We start from the raw sequence: 16,144 nt of genomic DNA on the forward strand, positions 1-16,144 counted from the left end.
GGGGGTGTCTCCGGGGGTCGGGCGGGCGTCCGTGACCCCCGATCTCGGCCTCCGGCTCACTCCTCCTGCGCGACCCGCGACTCCACGAACGCGACCACGTCGCTCAGCTCCTGCTGGCCGATGCCGTGACCGCCCGGATAGCTTCCTCGGGTGACGGCGGCGCCGATCTCGTCGAACCGGTCGGCCGCCGCGGCCGACCGAGACTCCGGGATCACGCGGTCCCCGGAGCCCGCGCCGACGAACACCGGCTTCCCTTCGATCCCGTCCGGGTCGAGGTCGGCGTGCGCGTCCGCGAGGTAGCCGTGGAGCGCGACGACCCACGCGTAGCGGTCCGGCTCTTCCAACGCGAGCGAGAGGCTCGTGATCGCCCCCTGACTGAACCCGAGCAGGCCGAGCCGGGCGGGGTCGAGGCCGTACTCGTCGACCGCGGCGTCGACGCTCTCACCGACCAGATCGAGGCTCCGCCGAAAGTCCGCCGCGTCGGGCTGGCTCGCCTCGAGGCCGCCGCCGGAGAGGTCGAGCTCGTACCACGTGTACCCGCCCTGCAGCGGGTCGGGCGCGCGCAGGCTCACGACGTGAAGTCCGTCCGGGAGGTGGCGCGCGACGGGCAGCAGGTCCTCCTCGTCGGCGCCCCGGCCGTGCAACACGAAGACGGCGGGGGCACTCTCTGACTCGTCGTCGGGCGCGACGTGGACGTGTTCCAGCGGAATCTCGGTCATGCGTCCCGCGTTCGTCGGCTCGGGGGTTGTATCCGTCGGCCGCGGCAGCGCGGGCGCGGACTCACGGCCCCGCTCGATCCCGAACGATCACGAGGATGAGCGTCGAGCGCGCCGTTTAACCGTCCCCCCGCGTAATTCGCGTTCATGAGCGGCTCCACGGAGGGCGACCTCACGAAGACGGGGATGGCCCTGAAACACGACCGCGAGTGGGACTACGAACTCGATCGGATCGTCGAGGCGATCGAGGAGCGCGACGCCTCGAAGGTCGGCCTCCAGTTCCCCGAGGGGCTCAAGCGCCGCGGCCCGAAGGTCGCCGACGACCTCCGCGAGGTCGCGCCCGACGACGTGACCTTCATGCTGTCCGGACAGCCCTGCTACGGCGCCTGCGACCTCGACACGTACCTGATGCGTCGGACGGACGTGTTCGTCCACTTCGGCCACACGCCGATGAAGGAGTCCGACAGCATCGTCTACGTCCCGCTGTTCTCGAACGTCGACCCCTTCCCGATCATGGAGGACGCGCTCGAGGAGGAACTCACGGCTCCGGAGGAGGACGCCGACGTGGGGCTCGTCACGACGGCCCAGCACATGAACCGGTTCGAGGAGATGACCGGCTGGCTGGAGGAGCGCGGCTACGAGGTCCACACCCGCCGCGGCGACGACCGGCTCACGAAGGAGGGGCAGGTGCTCGGCTGCAACTACGCCTCCGCGGACATCGACGCCGAGCAGGTGCTGTACGTCGGCGGCGGGAAGTTCCACCCGGTGGGGCTCGCGATGGAACACCCGGACAAGCGCGTCGTCATCGCCGACCCCGTCAACAACGCGGTCTCGGTCGCGGAGCACGACCAGTTCCTCAAGCAGCGCTACGCCTCGGTCCACAAGGCGATGGGCGCCGAGAAGTGGGGCGTCATCTTCTGTACGAAGATCGGCCAGGGCCGCTGGGAGAAGGCCCAGGAGATCGTCGAGAACAACGAGAACGCCTACCTGATCACGATGGACGAGGTGACGCCGGACCGCCTCCGCAACTTCGACATGGACGCGTTCGTCAACACCGGCTGCCCCCGGATCACGACCGACGACGGCCCGCGGTTCCACAAGCCCATGCTGACGCCGGGCGAGTACGAGGCGGCGATCGGCGAGAAGCCGCTCGACTCGATCGAGTTCGACACGTTTCACGACACCTGGTGAGCGGCGCGACACGGAGCCGCTGACACCTCGGCGGCCGCGGACCCGGTCGGTTTTGCGCTCCCCGAATGGAGAAAGGGTTTCACTCGTGAGAGGGATCTCCGCGCATGGTCCCGACACAGGTTGCGTCCCTCCTCCGGCGCGTGGTCGCCGCGACCGGTCCCGCGCTCGATCGTCCGCCGCAGTGGACCGGCTTGGAACTCCTCGGATCGGCGGCCGTCGAGTTCGTCGTGACCGCCGTCGGCGTCGCTCTCGTCAGCGTGGTCGTCTCGACGGTCGCTCCCGACTTCACCGACGGCGGCGTCGAATACCTCCGAGCGGAGCCCGGAGAGGCGTTCGTCTACGGAGTCGCGGCGTACGTGGCGGTCGCCGTCGCGATGTTCGCACTCGCGATCACCATCATCGGCCTCATCGTCGTCGTCCCCGCAGTGATCGTCCTCGCGATCCTCAGCTTCGGCGGGACGGCCGTCTCCGCAATGGGGCTCGGCGCGTGGATCCGATCGATGCTCGGGAGAGGGGCCGCGGGCGGGCGCGGGCCCGACCTCGTCGTCGGCGCGGTCGCGTGGGCGGGGCTCGACCTCGTTCCCGTCCTCGGCGGACTCGCGAGGTTCGTCGTCGGCGCGATGGGGTTCGGCTACCTCGCGCTCTGGATCGCGAACGGTCGGTTCGACCGCGATTACGGCTCCGTCGACGCGGGCGGGTACGGGGGATCCGGCGGCTCGACGCGCGGTCCGGACGCCGTCGACGAGGACGCCGCCGATGAGGGCTCGGACGACGCTCCCGACCGCTTCCGCAACATCGCGGCGTTAGACGCCGAGCGCGAGGCGGAGGCGAACGAGCGAGCGGCGGGGAGTGACGCGTCCGACGAGACCGACCCGGCCGGGCGCGAGCGATAGCGTCGGGGACGGACCGCTCACCGAGTCGCCTCGACCTCCCGTTCCACGTAGTCGACGGCGTCCGCGGGCGAGGCCATCGCATCCACGCCCTCGATGTCGTGCGTGTCGATCCCGGCGACGGCGCGCCCGTGCGCGAGCGCCATCCCGATCTCCGAGAGCGTGCCGTGCGAGCCGTCGACCGCGATCGCGGCGTCGCCGTTCAGCACCACGAGCGCGTTGCGGGCGTGGCCGAGCCCCGTCGCGATCGGTACCGTGACGTGCGGGTTCGCGTCCGCGCGGCGGTCGGTCGGAAGGATACCGATCGTCTCTCCGCCGGCGTCCGCAGCGCCGCGGCAGACGGCCTCCATCACGCCGCCGAGGCCGCCACAGACCACGGTGTGACCGCGGTTCGCGAGTCGTTCTCCGAGCGCTTCGGCGACCGCCGCCGTCTCGGGCGGGACCGAGCTCCCCCCGATGACACTGACGCGCATACCGCGGGACGCGGGTCGGACGTATATAAATGGGAGCCGTACGTGTCGCGATGTTGGTGAAACCCTTTTAAGTGCTGAGCGTCGACACTCCCTATGACGTACGATACCGTCGTGTTCGACAACGACGGTGTCCTCGTGGGCCGCACGCGCTTCGACGTGCTCCGGGATGCGACCCGGAACGCGTTCGAGGAGTGCGGCGTCGAGGAGCCCGATCCGGACGACGTAGAGCGCATGACCATCGGTGCGACCCCCGGCAGCGTGGGGACCGTCTGCCAGACGTACGACCTCGATCCGGGGTCGTTCTGGCGGACCCGGGACGATGTGGTCTCGAAGGCCCAACAGCAGGAGGCGCGCGAGGGGCGCAAGACTCCCTACGACGACCTCGACCAGCTGCAGAGCCTCGACGTGGAGATGGGGATCGTCTCCTCGAACCAGCAGGCCACCGTCGACTTCCTCGTCGAACACTTCGACGGCTTCGAGCGGTTCGGGGCCGCCTACGGCCGCGAACCAACGATCCACTCGCTCCAGCTCCGCAAGCCGAACCCCCACTACATCGAGCAGGCGCTCGGCGACCTCGACGCCGGCAACGCGCTGTTCGTCGGCGACAACGAGTCGGACGTGCGCGCCGCCGAGAACGCGGGCATCGACTCCGCGTTCATCCGTCGTCCGCACCGCCGCGACTGGGAGCTGAACGTCTGGCCCACCTGGGAGATCGAGCGGCTCTCCGACCTCCACGACATCGTCGGCTAGGGTCGCCGGTTCGGGTCGCCGCGCTGACCGCGACCCGGCCGGCCGCCCTGCCCGGCACCGCTCTCTCAAGGTTTAACTCCGATCGGGAGCTACGCCGCCACAGTGACAGACGCCCCGCCGTGGACCGACATCTTCGGCCACGCAGAGCCGTACCCCGAGCAGGCGGACGGGATCGACGCCGCGATCGACGCCGCCGAGGACGGCGGCTTCCTCGCCTTAGAGGGCGCGTGCGGGACGGGAAAGACGATGCTCGCGCTCACAGCCGGGCTCGACCGCGTCCGCGACCCGGACTCCGACTTCGAGCGCGTCTTCGTCCTCACGAGCGTCAAACAGCAGCTCCGTCAGTTCGAGACGGACCTCGAGACGATCAACGGGGGCCTCCCCGACGGGTACGACCCGGTCTCCGGGCTCACGCTCGTCGGAAAGGCGGACGTGTGTCCGTACGCCCGTGAGAACCGCGGCGGGATCGACCGCGAGAACGTGTACGAGCGCTGCGAGGGGCTCCGCGAGCGCACCCGCAACCTCGTCGGCGACGGCGGCGCGACCACGACATCGAACCTCGTGAGCGAGGCGCGGAGCCAGCAGGTCGGGCTGATGGACTCGGGCTCGAGAGGGAGCGCCGGCGCGAGCGAGAGCGACGCGCCCGGCGCCGACTACCTCGCCGTCGACGGCGAGCCGACCCCGTACCGGCCGGACACGGAGGAGTTCGAAGGCACCGAGTTCTGCCCGTTCTACGCCGGGTTCCTCGACGACCTCCCGGAGGACGGCGACCCCGCGGAGGCGGTCCCGTTCGACGTGACCGAACTCGGCCACGTCGGCCCGACGGAGCTGGTCCGGCTCGCCGCCGGCCACGGGAGCTGCCCGCACTCGATCATGGGCGCGCTCGTCCCCGAGGTCGAGGTCGTCATCGGCAACTACTACCACGCGTTCGACCCCGTGACGACGGGCACGTTCACGGGCGCACTGTTGGACGACTCCACGTTCGTCGTCTGCGACGAGGCGCACATGCTCGAACCGCGGGTGCGCGACCTCGTGAGCGATCAGGTCGCCGACGCCAGCCTCCGCGACGCCGAGAACGAGCTCACGCGCGTCGTCCAGCCGCTCTCGTTCGAGACGGCGGGCGCGGAGTCGGACGACGCCGGGCTCGTGCGCGGCGAGCTGGAGGACGCCGACGTGAGCGTCGAGGAGATCGAGGCGGTTCGGGAGTTCTACGCCGACCTCCGTGGCGAGCTCGACCGCCGCGTGACGGAGCGGCTGGACCGCGATCGCCCCGACTGGCGGGCCTCGATGCGGACGCTCGACGACGACGAGATCGCGCTCCGCGACCCGGAGGAGCCGGCCGAAGACGAGATCACGACGTGGGCGAAGCGAGAGGGGTACGGCGACCGCGTCTGGGCCCGCGCGGAGCAGGTCGGCGCGGTCGTCAAGCGCGTGCTCGACTCGCTCGAAGACGAGGACAAGAAGCGCGCCGCGCCGGGCGTCGGGCGGACCCTCAACGCGTGGTACCGCGAGGGTCACGAGGACTTCTTCCGAGCGATCGACTTGGAGCGGACGTGGGACGAGACGGCGCCGCCCGACTCGTGGCGACGCGCGTACAACGCGAGTCTCGGGCTGTACAACTGTCTCCCGAGCGAACCGATCGGCGATCGGCTCGCGGAGTTCGGCGGCGGCGTGTTGATGAGCGCGACGCTGGAGCCGATGGACGTGTTCCGCGAGGTGACCGGCCTCGACCACCTCGAAGAGCGGGGGCGGCCGGTCGTCGAGCGCACCTACGGGCTCTCGTTCCCCGCGGAGAACCGCGCGAGCCTCGCGGTCGACGCGCCCAAATTCACTCACCAGAACCGCGGGGCACCCGGCGAGGAGAACGACACGCGCCTCGCGCACCTCGACGCGACTGCGGCGGTGGCGGGTCGCGAGGGAAACGTGTTGGTCGGAACTCCCAGCTACGCGGAGGCGACGTGGATGGCCGAGTCACTCTCGGAGCGGCTCGACAAGCCCGTCTTACTCGACGAGTCCTCCGGCGACCGCGCCACGGAGTCGCTGAAAGACGACTTCTTCGCGGGCGAGGGGAAGGTCCTCGTGACCAGCCTCCGGGGGACGCTCACCGAGGGCGTCGACTACCGCGGCGACCGCCTGTCGGCCGCAGTGGTCTGTGGCGTCCCGATCATCAACACGGCCCGACCGCGGACGCGGGCGGTCATCACCGCCTACGACCGCCGGTTCGAGTCGGGGTTCGAGACCGCGCTCACCGTGCCCGCGGTCCGGAAGGCCCGACAGGCCGTCGGTCGCGTCATCCGCGGCCCGGACGAGCGCGGCGTCCGCGTCCTCCTCGACGCCCGGTACGCCCGCGAGTCGTGGAACAGCGTCCGAGCGTACCTCCCGGAACACGAGCGAGAGGAGTACCAGCCGGTGAGCCCGGACATGCTCGGACTCGCGCTGGATCGGTTCGAACGGCGGAGCCGCAGCGATTGAGGCGCGAGGCGAGGAGACGGTGACCGGAAGCCCGTCGGGGTTACCACTCGCTTAACGTTTCGTTTGACGCGGGTATGAGGCTCGTAACTAACGCTCCGTAACCCTCGTCCGATCTCATGCAGCAACCGACACCGAAAGAGCGGTACCACGTCGTCTGCAGGGAGTGTCAGCTCGAACAGCTGTTCAACGTCGTCGACGACGCGAACAGTCTCGAACGCGAACACGTCGCAGAGACCGGCCATCGGGTCGCAGTCGGCCGAGTTCGCTAGCTCGCGTCGTTCGGACGGGGACCGTACCGGCGCGGTTTGTCGTCCGAAACGAGTCGGAAAAGCCGTCGGTGCAGAACAGCGCGCCGACGGAGAGCGAGACGGCACGACAACGGGAAGCGGAGGACTGGGTCTCCCCCGTCGGCCCGTCAGTTCTCGCGGCGGGCGAACGCGAGGTTGCCGGAGACGTTCTTGATGTAGGCCGTGACCGTCTCGCCTTCCTGTGCGCCGGGGACGAACACCGTGTACTCGCCGCGCTCGGCGACGCCGTCGCCTTTGCGGCCGGTGCCGACGATCTCGAGCTCGTACGTCTTGCCGGACTCGATCGCTTCCTCCTGACGCTGCGTGTTCGAAGTGTTCTGCTTCGCGACCGGTCGGAAGGCCCCACAGGCCTCACACCGGAGCATCGGGGTGCGGTTCTCGGTCTCAAGTCGAGTGTCCGGAAGACCGCACTCCGAGCAGGTGACGAACGACTCGATGTACGAATCGACCGCGGCCTGGAAGTCGCGCTCGCGGAAGTTCCCGCTGTAGCGGGCTCGTCCGTCCTCGTACTGGCCGGCGGTGCCGAGCTCCTGCTGGATCTTCGAGTGGACGTGTTCGGGGTCGCGGCTCAACGCGTCGGCGATCGCGGAGAGGTTCGTCAGTCGGGTGAACGCGCCGTCCTTCTGCGTCTCCGGGTCCGGGACCGACAGCCGCTCGTCGGAGCCGCCCAGGTCCGGAACCTCCTCCATCGCGCGGTCGAGGCTCGATTCGTAGTCCATGTCCGAGCGGACGGCGGCGCGACGGAAATCGCTTCCGGGTTCGGGATCGAACGGCGGCGACGCGACTACCGGTCGAGGAACGAGCGGGAGAAGCGAACGCGCGACTCGGCGTGTGGCGTTCGTCCAGAAGTAGCGGGAGGTAGATTTGAACTACCGATCTCCGGGTTATGAGCCCGGCGGAATCTCCTGGCTATCCCATCCCGCTATCGTATCAAAACCGCGTGCGACTGTTAAGGGTTCTGATCCCGTCGCCCGTATGCGATTCGTCCACGAACCGTTTAAATACTTCTCAGAGCAGTCGCCCGCGGTCGCCGGCGGCCGTCAGGCGCTTTCGTCGTCGGGAGCGTCGCCGTCTGGGTCGGCACTCGCCGCCGCGTACCGCTGGCGGAGCCGGAGCGCGGCGAGCGCGCCGACCGCGAACCCGATCGGCAACACGGCGTCGGCGGGATCCCCCGAGAGTGCGCGCTGGGCGGTCAACCCCGCCATCAGGGCGAAGAGAAGCGCCATCAGCCCGGCGATCGGGACCACGTAGCCGTCGGTGAACGGAGTTCGGTCGGGTCCGTCGCTCATACGGATACGTCGGGGAGGGCGGATTAAAAACCCGAGGCGGACGCGGCCGGGACGATCGCCGTCGACGCGAGCGTGATCGGGGCGCTTGCGGCCGAAGCGATGGGGGCGCCCGCCTTGCGTCGGCCGCAAACGCTTTTATGAATGATAGATAGTGATCAACTGATGCAAAAACCGCTACTGACGACGGACTTCTTGGACCGGGCCCGGCGCCACTACGCCGACGAGGAGGCCGTCCTCGCCACTGACGGGACGCGGTACACCTACGCCGAACTGGGGGAGCGCGCCGATCGGTTCTCCGCCGCGCTGCAGGAGCGCGGGATCGAGAAGGGGGACCGGGTCGCGGTGTTGGACCCGAACACCCACTACCACTTGGAGGCCGCCTACGGCGCCATGCAGGTCGGCGCGATCCACACCCCGCTGAACTACCGGCTCACGCCCGACGACTTCTCGTACATGCTCTCGGACGCCGGGGTCGACGCCATCTACGCCGACGCCGAGTACGCCGCGAACGTCGAAGCGGTCCGCGACGAGGTGCCGACCGAGACGTTCCTCACGAACGACGCCGACGCGGTCGACGGCGACTGGGAGTCGTTCGACGAGGTCCTCGCCGACGCGGACCCCGACGGCTACGAGCGCCCGGAGATGGACGAGGACGACGTGATCACCATCAACTACACCTCCGGGACCACGGGCGACCCCAAGGGCGTCTGTCGCACCCACCGCGCCGAGACGCTCCACGCCTACCTGATCACCATCCACCAAGAGATCACCGACGACGACGTCTACCTCTGGACGCTCCCGATGTTCCACGTCAACGGGTGGGGACACATCTACGCGATCACGGGGATGGGCGCCCGCCACATCTGTACCCGCGGCGTCGACGTCGAGGCCGTGTTCGACCGGATCCGCACCGAGGACGTGTCGTACTTCTGTGCGGCGCCGACCGTGCTCAACATGCTCGGCGACCACCACGCCGAACACGGCGGCGCGACGACCGGCGCCAACGAGGTGCGGGCCGCCACCGCGGGCGCGGCGCCGCCGGAGGCGACGATCCGCACCGTCGAGGAGGAGTTCGGCTGGGAGCTCAAACACGTGTACGGCGCGACCGAGACGGGGCCGCTCGTGACGACCTCGGACGCGAAGCGCCACTACGACGCCGACTCGGACGACCGGTTCGCGGTCAAGAAGACGCAGGGGATCGGCTACCTCGGGACCGACGTGCGCGTCGTCGACGAGAACGGCGAGGACGTGGCCCCCGACGGCGAGACGATCGGCGAGATCGTCGTCCGCGGCAACCAGGTGATGGACCGCTACTGGAACAAGCCCGAGGCCACGGAGGAGGCGTTCTCGGAGCGGTTGGAGGGGTACTATCACATGGGCGATCTGGCCGTCGTCGACGAGGACGGCTTCGTCTCGATACAGGATCGGAAGAAGGACATCATCATCTCCGGCGGGGAGAACATCTCCTCGATCGAGCTGGAGGACACCCTCTTCGAGCACGAGGTCGTCTCCGACGTGGCGGTCATCCCCGCGCCCGACGAGCGGTGGGGCGAGACGCCGAAGGCGTTCGTCGTCCCTGAGAGCGGTGACCCCGACGACGCGGGCGCGACGCCCGAGGAGCTCAAGTCGTTCGTCCGCGAGCGCGTCGCCGACTACAAGACGCCCGGCGAAGTGGAGTTCGTCGCCGAGCTCCCGACGACGGCGACCGGGAAGATCCAGAAGTACGAGCTGCGCGAGCGCGAGTGGGACGAGGAAGACCGGATGGTCGGGGAAGGATAATTAAAACGACGATGCGACCGCCCGCTTACTCCTCGCCGAGCAGGCTCTCGACGAGCTCCTCGGGCTCGAACAGGGTGAGGTCGTCGTACCCCTGTCCGGTGCCGAGGAACAGGATCGGCTTCCCGGTGACGTACGCGACGGAGATGGCGGCGCCGCCGGAGGAGTCGGCGTCGGCCTTCGTCAGGATGGCGCCGTCGATCTCGGCGGCGTCGTTGAACTCCTTCGCGCGGTTCACCGCGTCCTGGCCCGCGACGGCCTCGTCGACGAACAGGGTCATGTCCGGGTCGACGACGCGGTCGATCTTCTCGAGCTGGGCCATCAGGTCGTCGCTCGTGTGGAGCCGCCCCGCGGTGTCGCCGAGGACGACGTCGATGTCGTGCGCCTCGGCGTACTCGACGCCGTCGTAGATGACGGCTGCGGGGTCGCCGCCCTGGTCGTGGGAGATGAGCTCCCGGTCGAGCCGGTCGGCGTGCTCTTGGATCTGCTCGTTCGCGCCCGCTCGGTAGGTGTCGCCGTTCGCCATCACGGACGAGTAGCCGCGGTCGGCGAGCCACTCCGAGAGCTTCGCGATGCTCGTCGTCTTCCCGACGCCGTTGACGCCGGTGAACACGACGGTGACGGGCTTGTCGGCCGCCGCGATCCGCTCTTCGAAGTCGAACTGGCCGACGGCGATCACGTCGAGAAGGGCGTCGTGAAGCGCCGACTCGACGAGCTCGCCGGTCGTCTCGACCTGCTTCCGCGACTCCCCGAGCATCTTCTCGCGGACGGTGTCGAGGATGCGCTCGGCGACGCTCATCTCCACGTCGCTCTCGAGGAGGGCCATCTCGAGGTCCCACAGCGGCTGTTCTAAGTCCTCCTCCTCGATGATGATCCGACCGGTCGCGAACGCCTTCGCGCGCTGGAAGGTGCTCGGCTCGTTGTCGTCGGCAGCGTCGGCGCCATCCGCGTCGTCGGCAGCGTCCCCGCCGGCAGCGCCGTCACTGGCGCCACCGGCGTCGCTCGCCTCGACGGTTTCAGCCTCGCTCTCCGTGGGCTGATCGGCCTCGGCGGACTCGGCGGCGGCGCTCTCGGCCGCCTCTGTCTCGTCCTGCTCCGCGGGCTCCTCGACTTCGGCGTTCTCCTCGACGTCTTTGCGGAACCCGGAGAGCTTGTCTTTCAGTCCGTCGAACACGGTCGGTCCTTACTCCTCGTCGCCCTGCTGTTGCTGCATCTGCTGCATCTGCTGTTGCTGCATCTGCTGTTGCATCTGCTGGGCCTGCTGTTCGAGCTCGTCGCTCTCGGTCTCGAGTTCGTCGACCTCCTCCTGCGTCTCCTCGATGCGGTCGTCGAGCGCGTCCCGCTTGCGACCGAGCACGTCGATGGCGTCCCCTTCGCTCTGCTCGGCGGAGTAGTTGCCGCCGAGCGAGACGATGATCTCGTCGATGTCCTGGACCTCGGCGCGGACGTAGGCGCCGCCGCCGAGCGGGACCTGCACCGTCGCGCCCGTGTCGAGGGTCTCGATGGCCTCGATCGCGTCGTCGATGTCGGACTGCTCCTCCTGGTAGTCGGCGATCTCGGCTTCGAGCGCCTCGATCTCCTCGTCGAGCGCCTGCAGCTCCTGGGAGAGCTGCTGGAGCTGCTGTTGCCCGCCGCCCATCATGCCGCGGACACCTCCTCGATCTCGATCTGGGCGCGCTTCCGGCCGTGCTGGCTCCCGACCGTGGTGTAGATGCGCTCGCGGGCGAGGTCCTCGTTCTCCGCCTCGACGTCCTTGGTGAACGGCTGGAAGCCGTCTCGACTCTGGAACCGTCCACTCACCGTGTAGGTACTCATGTTCACCGATCCGGCAGGGACAGGGAAGTATCTTCCTAAAAAGCGAGACGCGAACGCTCGCGACAGAAGGCGGTGAAACGTCACGGAGACGGCCCCAAACACCGGAATCCGTCGGCTCCGAGGTCGGAATCCGTCGGCTCCGAGGTCGGAATCCGCGCCGCCGGACACGCAGTCACCCGGCGAGGTCTGCCCGCCGGAACCGGAGGACAGCGAGGAGCACGAGCGCCGCGGTCGCGGCGAGCAGGACGGCCGCGCCGGCGGCGTCGTACTCGGCGTTCACGAGCACCGCGGACGGGTCGTAATGGGCGGTCGGGCTGACCGCTCCAGCCCAGTCGTACTCGCTGCTGGCCGCGAGCGACTCGAACATGAACAGCGCGAACAGGCCGCCGAGCGCGACCCGCTGGGCGACGCCCGCCCGCGAGACGAGCGTCGAGACGACGACCCCGAGCGCGACGCAACACAGATGGTACGGCACCGCGAGCGCGTGGACGGCGACGAGTCGCTCGGCCGCGATCGTCTCGCCCACCGCGAGCACGCCGACGTACGCGACGACCGGTAAGACGACGTTCAACAGGAGCACGAGCGGCACGAGTCCGAGGAACCGTCCGAACACCACGTCGCGGCGCGCTACCGGCGCGGACAGCGTGAGGTCCATCCGCCCGGAGGCCACGTCGCCCGCGATCGTCCCGCCGCTCAGGTACGCGAGGTAGAGGCCGACCATGAGCAGCCACGCGAACTGGTAGAACTCCACCGCGAGGAACCCCTCGATCGTGGAGATGGAGATGATCCCGAACGCCTCCTGAAACGCCGGCGGGAAGGACTCGACGTAGGCGTCGAGGTCGATCCCGGCGCTCGACATCGACGGGAAGAAGGCCAGGAACAGCAGGAGGAACCCAGACAGCAGCCCGGTCAGGACGACCGAACCGCGCGCCCGCCCCGCCGCCTCGTACCGCGCGATCGCCAGCCACGGAGCGGGGCGGTCGCTCATCGGTCACCTCCGTCGGCGTCGGTCTTCTCCGGGTCCGTTCCCGTTCCGCTCGCGGGCGCCGACGCCTCGGTCCCGCGCGCTCCGCGTGCGTCGTCTCGACGACCGGGACCCGGCACGTCGCCGTCGTAGAAGGTCATGAACGCCTCTTCGAGCGGTGCGTCGACGATCTCCAGGTCATGGACGGTGAACCCGTCGAGCAGGTCGATCAGCGCGTCGTACCCGCCGGTCCACGTGAACGAGACGGTGTCCCCGACCCGGAGGTTCATCGCGCCGCGGACCTCGAAGGCGCCACGAGAGACGTCCTCGGCGACGCGGACGCGTACCTGTTTGCCGCCCCGCGACCGGAGGTCCTCGACGGACTCGACCGCGGCGAGGCGTCCCTCACGGAGCACGCCGACGCGGTCGCAGAGCGCCGCCACCTCGCCGAGCACGTGCGAGGAGAGGAGCACGCTCGCGCCGTCGACGACGCGCTCGCGCACCAGCGCGGCGAACTCCTCCTGGAGGAGCGGGTCGAGCCCGGAGGTCGGCTCGTCGAGCAGCAGCAGGTCCGGGTCGTGCATGAACGCGGCGACCAGAGCGACCTTCTGGCGGTTCCCGCGCGAGAGGTCGCCGATCCGGCGCGACTCGTCGAGCCCGAATCGGGCGACCAACGCCTCGCGGCTCCCGGACCCCCGGAGCGCGGCCTGATGATCGAGGAACGCCTCGGCGGTTCGGTCCTCGTCGAGTCCCGGGTCGCCCGGGAGGTAGCCGATCCGCTCGCGGGCGGCGCGGGACTCGCCGGGATCGGTCGCGTCGTGGCCGAGCAGGGCGGCGCCGCCGCTCGTCGGCGACAGGAACCCGAGAAGGGTGCGGATCGCGGTCGTCTTCCCGGCGCCGTTCGGCCCGAGGAATCCGAACACCTCCCCGTCCTCGACGGTGAACGAGACGTCCTCGATCCCGCGAACGTCGCCGTAGTACTTCGTCAGGGACCGGCACTCGATGGCGGGCATACCGTCCGCAACTCGCCGTCGAATCTTAAAACAGGGGGCGGAATCGCCGGACGTGAGGTACGCTTCGGCTCAGTCGATGAAGCCGAGCGTCTCCTCGATGCGGCCGAGTTCGGGACCGGTGGTGTCCTCACCCACGACGTACCCCTCGTCGGTGGCGACGAGCCCGGAGCCGACGAGCGGCGCGCCGTAGTTGATCGTGCCGAGGTCGGCGCGGACGTCGAGCGCCTCCTCGACGGCCTGCAGCTCCGACTCGGTCGACTTGGGGTGGCAGAGCACGCCCGTGTTGTTGGCGACCGCGGCGGTGCCGACCGTTCGCACGTCGCCGAGGTCGCCGCGCGTCACGGGGACGCCGAGGGTGTCCCTGATCGTCACGATCGACTCGCGCGGGAGGTCCGGATGGACGTAGGCGCCGTAGTCGTTCGCGAGGACGACGTTCCCGGCCGCGTTGATCTCGCCGGGGAGCTCGCCCACCTCTCGGTCGGCGGCCTCGGCGATCCGCGACTGCTCGCGCTCGGTGGCCCGCGCGGAGACGAGAACGCCGTTCTCGTTGCCCGTCGCGAGGGAGCCGACGGTGTTGGCACCGCCGACGGTCGTGAGGAGGGGCTCGGCGCCCAGCTCCTCGCCGAGCGCGTCGGCGAGCTCCTCGTCGACATCCGGTCGGACCAACAGGAGGTCGTCGATCGCGCGGGCGAACACGCCCACGTACGACGAGCCGGTGAAAGTCGCCCGTAACACGTTACTCGGCGTACTCGGCTTCGACGACGGGCTCGCCGTCCTCGACGAACCGGGCCGCGCGGACGCGGACCTTGCTCGGGGGATTCTGGCGCCCGTTCGCCCAGACGGCCTCGTTGACCGAGGTGTCGAGGACGACTTCCTCCTCGTCGACGGAGAAGTGCTGCGCGAGGTGTTCGCGGACGATCTTCATCGCGAAGTCGGCGCGTTCCTGGACCGGCTTGTCGTTGGCGTCGCGGAGCGGGACGGTGACGACGCGCTCCTCGAAATCACTCGTCGACATTTACTCGTCCAGGTCGTTCCGGCGCCAGTTGCGCCGCTTGGGGTTTCGCGTGACGTTCATGTCGGTCTTCATCATGACCCACGCGGGGACGCGGGTGTTCTGGCGTTCCGCCTTCGCCAGACGCTTCTTTTGGGCCTTCGACTTGTCTCCCATAGTGGCGCACACTTCCCCCGGGGCGCATAAAACCCCTTCCATACCGCGTCGCTCGGCGGCGGCGAATTCCGCGAGACACACCGCGTCTGGGCGGGGTCAGAACGCCCGCTCGGCGAGGGTCTCGTAGATTCGGTAACACCGTTCCAGCACGTCGATCCCGACGCTCTCGGTGTCGGTGTGCGCCTCTCCCGGTTCGGACGCCCCGCAGACCAGACAGTCGGTGCCGGCCTCGGCGAGCCAGCCCGCGTCGGTCGCGTGGGGTTTGACGACGTGTCCGGGCGCGTCGAGCCCCAGTTCGTCGTGGACCTCGCGGGCCGCGTCGAGCGCTGCGTCGGCGAACGCGTCGTCGCCGCAGGCCATCGGCGGGAGGTCCTGATCGACCTCCCACGCGACGCCGTCGACCGCTTCGGCGGCGCGGCCGATGTCGGCGCGGTCGCCGGGGACCGTGCGCTCGTCGATCGTTACCTCGCAGCGCTCCGGGATCACGTTCCACGTCTCGCCGCCGTGGACCATCGTCACCGCGAGCGACCCCGAGACGGTCTCGCCGAAGACGGTCGCCTCCGGGGCGTCGAGCTCCCGGACCGCGTCGATCACGTCGCTCGCGCGGTAGACCGCGTTCTCGCCGGCCTCGGGCTCGGAGGCGTGCGCCGCGGTCCCGCTCGCGACGAGCGTCGAGGCGCGCCGGCCCTTGTGCGCGACGGCCACGTCGGTGACGCCCGGCTTCGAGTAGTTCGTCGACCCCTCGGCGACGACCGCATGATCGGGGGCGAACCCCTCCTCGATCGCGTGACGCGCGCCGGTCCCGCCGACCTCCTCGCCGACGAACGAGGCGAACGCGAGCTCGCGGCCGTCCGGCGGCTCGGCGTCGCGGAACGCGAGCATACAGGCCGCCAGCGCGCCCTTCATGTCCGCGGCGCCGCGGCCGTAGATCCGGCCGGCGCGGCGCTCGACGACGTACTCGCCCGCGTTCCCCTCGCCGGCCGTCTGGCGCTCGGCCGGCGGGACCACGTCGTGGTGCCCCACGAGCGCAAGCGTGTCGGCGTCGGGATCGTCTGTCGCGCCTTTATATGCGATGACGTTGCCGACGGCGTCGCGTTCGACCCGCGCGTCGGTCTCCGCGCGGAGCCACTCCTCGATCGCGTCGCCGGCAGCGGTCTCGTCCTCGTGCGACGGGATCGCGACCAGCGACTCGGTCAGGTCCGCGAGTTCGTTCATACGGTCGGGTCGGTGTTTGGCGGCTTAAAAACTGAGTGGGCGGATGCATTTATAAGCCGATCGCGGTGGCGCGCGCCTCCGAGCGCCCACCGGGCGCGAGGAGC

19 protein-coding genes and 1 tRNA gene are annotated in these 16,144 nt (G+C 69.6%); 6 read left to right on the forward strand and 14 right to left on the reverse strand.

The window, feature by feature from the left end:
• Positions 1 to 56: 56 nt before the first annotated feature.
• Positions 57 to 719 (reverse strand): alpha/beta hydrolase, encoded by a 663-nt coding sequence (locus C469_RS04385; RefSeq protein WP_008004191.1) that lies wholly within the window; start codon positions 717 to 719, stop codon positions 57 to 59.
• 144 nt (positions 720 to 863) lie between these two features.
• Here C469_RS04385 and dph2 point away from each other — a divergent pair, with 144 nt between their 5' ends.
• Positions 864 to 1,907 (forward strand): diphthamide biosynthesis enzyme Dph2, encoded by a 1,044-nt coding sequence (dph2, locus tag C469_RS04390; protein ID WP_008004192.1) that lies wholly within the window; start codon positions 864 to 866, stop codon positions 1,905 to 1,907.
• A gap of 104 nt (positions 1,908 to 2,011) precedes the next feature.
• On the forward strand, positions 2,012 to 2,800 hold the full coding sequence (locus tag C469_RS04395) for a hypothetical protein (RefSeq protein ID WP_008004194.1): 789 nt from the start codon (positions 2,012 to 2,014) through the stop codon (positions 2,798 to 2,800).
• A gap of 17 nt (positions 2,801 to 2,817) precedes the next feature.
• Here C469_RS04395 and C469_RS04400 read toward each other — a convergent pair whose 3' ends face one another.
• On the reverse strand, positions 2,818 to 3,270 hold the full coding sequence (locus C469_RS04400) for a TIGR00725 family protein (RefSeq protein WP_008004196.1): 453 nt from the start codon (positions 3,268 to 3,270) through the stop codon (positions 2,818 to 2,820).
• 93 nt (positions 3,271 to 3,363) lie between these two features.
• Between C469_RS04400 and C469_RS04405 the strand changes: the two genes are divergently transcribed.
• From C469_RS04405 to C469_RS17125, 3 genes are all read left to right on the forward strand, one after another.
• Positions 3,364 to 4,020, forward strand: coding sequence for an HAD family hydrolase (locus C469_RS04405; protein WP_008004197.1), 657 nt, complete (start codon positions 3,364 to 3,366; stop codon positions 4,018 to 4,020).
• A gap of 102 nt (positions 4,021 to 4,122) precedes the next feature.
• Positions 4,123 to 6,492 carry an ATP-dependent DNA helicase gene (locus C469_RS04410; protein WP_008004199.1) on the forward strand — a complete coding sequence of 790 codons (2,370 nt, stop codon included), beginning with the start codon at positions 4,123 to 4,125 and terminating at the stop codon, positions 6,490 to 6,492.
• Between the two features lie 116 nt (positions 6,493 to 6,608).
• Complete coding sequence (locus tag C469_RS17125) at positions 6,609 to 6,761, forward strand: hypothetical protein (protein ID WP_008004200.1); 153 nt, start codon at positions 6,609 to 6,611, stop codon at positions 6,759 to 6,761.
• A gap of 146 nt (positions 6,762 to 6,907) precedes the next feature.
• Here the strand turns inward: C469_RS17125 and C469_RS04415 are convergent, their stop codons facing one another.
• From C469_RS04415 to C469_RS04425, 3 genes are all read right to left on the reverse strand, one after another.
• On the reverse strand, positions 6,908 to 7,519 hold the full coding sequence (locus C469_RS04415; protein ID WP_008004201.1) for a translation initiation factor IF-2 subunit beta: 612 nt from the start codon (positions 7,517 to 7,519) through the stop codon (positions 6,908 to 6,910).
• Between the two features lie 130 nt (positions 7,520 to 7,649).
• A tRNA-Met gene (locus C469_RS04420) sits at positions 7,650 to 7,724 on the reverse strand.
• A 116-nt stretch (positions 7,725 to 7,840) separates the two neighbouring features.
• Positions 7,841 to 8,089 (reverse strand): hypothetical protein, encoded by a 249-nt coding sequence (locus C469_RS04425; protein ID WP_008004202.1) that lies wholly within the window; start codon positions 8,087 to 8,089, stop codon positions 7,841 to 7,843.
• Positions 8,090 to 8,251: 162 nt separating this feature from the next.
• On the opposite strand from C469_RS04425, the gene C469_RS04430 reads away from it, so the two are divergent.
• Entirely contained in the window at positions 8,252 to 9,868 is a 1,617-nt protein-coding gene (locus C469_RS04430; protein ID WP_008004203.1) for a long-chain-fatty-acid--CoA ligase, read from the forward strand.
• A gap of 25 nt (positions 9,869 to 9,893) precedes the next feature.
• Here the strand turns inward: C469_RS04430 and ftsY are convergent, their stop codons facing one another.
• The 9 genes from ftsY to C469_RS04475 form a co-directional block, all read right to left on the reverse strand.
• Positions 9,894 to 11,039 (reverse strand): signal recognition particle-docking protein FtsY, encoded by a 1,146-nt coding sequence (gene ftsY, locus C469_RS04435; RefSeq protein ID WP_008004204.1) that lies wholly within the window; start codon positions 11,037 to 11,039, stop codon positions 9,894 to 9,896.
• A gap of 9 nt (positions 11,040 to 11,048) precedes the next feature.
• On the reverse strand, positions 11,049 to 11,504 hold the full coding sequence (gene pfdA, locus C469_RS04440; protein ID WP_008004206.1) for a prefoldin subunit alpha: 456 nt from the start codon (positions 11,502 to 11,504) through the stop codon (positions 11,049 to 11,051).
• Positions 11,504 to 11,680 carry a 50S ribosomal protein L18Ae gene (rpl18a, locus tag C469_RS04445; protein WP_008004208.1) on the reverse strand — a complete coding sequence of 59 codons (177 nt, stop codon included), beginning with the start codon at positions 11,678 to 11,680 and terminating at the stop codon, positions 11,504 to 11,506. Before rpl18a ends, pfdA begins: the two co-directional genes overlap by 1 nt.
• 172 nt (positions 11,681 to 11,852) lie before the next feature.
• Positions 11,853 to 12,668, reverse strand: coding sequence for an ABC transporter permease (locus C469_RS04450; RefSeq protein ID WP_008004210.1), 816 nt, complete (start codon positions 12,666 to 12,668; stop codon positions 11,853 to 11,855).
• A complete protein-coding gene (locus tag C469_RS04455; RefSeq protein ID WP_008004212.1) occupies positions 12,665 to 13,657 on the reverse strand; it encodes an ABC transporter ATP-binding protein in 993 nt (330 codons plus the stop codon). The genes C469_RS04450 and C469_RS04455 overlap by 4 nt, the downstream gene beginning before the upstream one ends.
• Positions 13,658 to 13,726: 69 nt before the next feature.
• On the reverse strand, positions 13,727 to 14,392 hold the full coding sequence (locus C469_RS04460) for a translation initiation factor IF-6 (protein ID WP_008004214.1): 666 nt from the start codon (positions 14,390 to 14,392) through the stop codon (positions 13,727 to 13,729).
• A gap of 1 nt (position 14,393) precedes the next feature.
• A complete protein-coding gene (locus C469_RS04465) occupies positions 14,394 to 14,672 on the reverse strand; it encodes a 50S ribosomal protein L31e (protein WP_008004216.1) in 279 nt (92 codons plus the stop codon).
• Positions 14,673 to 14,825: a 50S ribosomal protein L39e gene (locus tag C469_RS04470; RefSeq protein ID WP_004050128.1), complete on the reverse strand. Its 153-nt coding sequence runs from the start codon at positions 14,823 to 14,825 to the stop codon at positions 14,673 to 14,675.
• A 96-nt stretch (positions 14,826 to 14,921) separates the two neighbouring features.
• Complete coding sequence (locus C469_RS04475; RefSeq protein WP_008004218.1) at positions 14,922 to 16,040, reverse strand: M20 family metallopeptidase; 1,119 nt, start codon at positions 16,038 to 16,040, stop codon at positions 14,922 to 14,924.
• Positions 16,041 to 16,144: the final 104 nt, after the last annotated feature.

This window comes from Halorubrum lipolyticum DSM 21995 (assembly GCF_000337375.1).
GTDB lineage: Archaea > Halobacteriota > Halobacteria > Halobacteriales > Haloferacaceae > Halorubrum > Halorubrum lipolyticum.

Bases quoted from the DNA above. Each gene is read 5' to 3' on its own strand.
- C469_RS04385 (WP_008004191.1), bottom strand. From the start codon at position 719: ATGACCGAGATTCCGCTGGAACACGTCCACGTCGCGCCCGACGACGAG.
- dph2 (WP_008004192.1), top strand. From the start codon at position 864: ATGAGCGGCTCCACGGAGGGCGACCTCACGAAGACGGGGATGGCCCTG.
- C469_RS04395 (WP_008004194.1), top strand. From the start codon at position 2,012: ATGGTCCCGACACAGGTTGCGTCCCTCCTCCGGCGCGTGGTCGCCGCG.
- C469_RS04400 (WP_008004196.1), bottom strand. From the start codon at position 3,270: ATGCGCGTCAGTGTCATCGGGGGGAGCTCGGTCCCGCCCGAGACGGCG.
- C469_RS04405 (WP_008004197.1), top strand. From the start codon at position 3,364: ATGACGTACGATACCGTCGTGTTCGACAACGACGGTGTCCTCGTGGGC.
- C469_RS17125 (WP_008004200.1), top strand. From the start codon at position 6,609: ATGCAGCAACCGACACCGAAAGAGCGGTACCACGTCGTCTGCAGGGAG.
- C469_RS04415 (WP_008004201.1), bottom strand. From the start codon at position 7,519: ATGGACTACGAATCGAGCCTCGACCGCGCGATGGAGGAGGTTCCGGAC.
- C469_RS04425 (WP_008004202.1), bottom strand. From the start codon at position 8,089: ATGAGCGACGGACCCGACCGAACTCCGTTCACCGACGGCTACGTGGTC.
- C469_RS04430 (WP_008004203.1), top strand. From the start codon at position 8,252: ATGCAAAAACCGCTACTGACGACGGACTTCTTGGACCGGGCCCGGCGC.
- pfdA (WP_008004206.1), bottom strand. From the start codon at position 11,504: ATGGGCGGCGGGCAACAGCAGCTCCAGCAGCTCTCCCAGGAGCTGCAG.
- rpl18a (WP_008004208.1), bottom strand. From the start codon at position 11,680: ATGAGTACCTACACGGTGAGTGGACGGTTCCAGAGTCGAGACGGCTTC.
- C469_RS04450 (WP_008004210.1), bottom strand. From the start codon at position 12,668: ATGAGCGACCGCCCCGCTCCGTGGCTGGCGATCGCGCGGTACGAGGCG.
- C469_RS04455 (WP_008004212.1), bottom strand. From the start codon at position 13,657: ATGCCCGCCATCGAGTGCCGGTCCCTGACGAAGTACTACGGCGACGTT.
- C469_RS04465 (WP_008004216.1), bottom strand. From the start codon at position 14,672: ATGTCGACGAGTGATTTCGAGGAGCGCGTCGTCACCGTCCCGCTCCGC.
- C469_RS04470 (WP_004050128.1), bottom strand. From the start codon at position 14,825: ATGGGAGACAAGTCGAAGGCCCAAAAGAAGCGTCTGGCGAAGGCGGAA.
- C469_RS04475 (WP_008004218.1), bottom strand. From the start codon at position 16,040: ATGAACGAACTCGCGGACCTGACCGAGTCGCTGGTCGCGATCCCGTCG.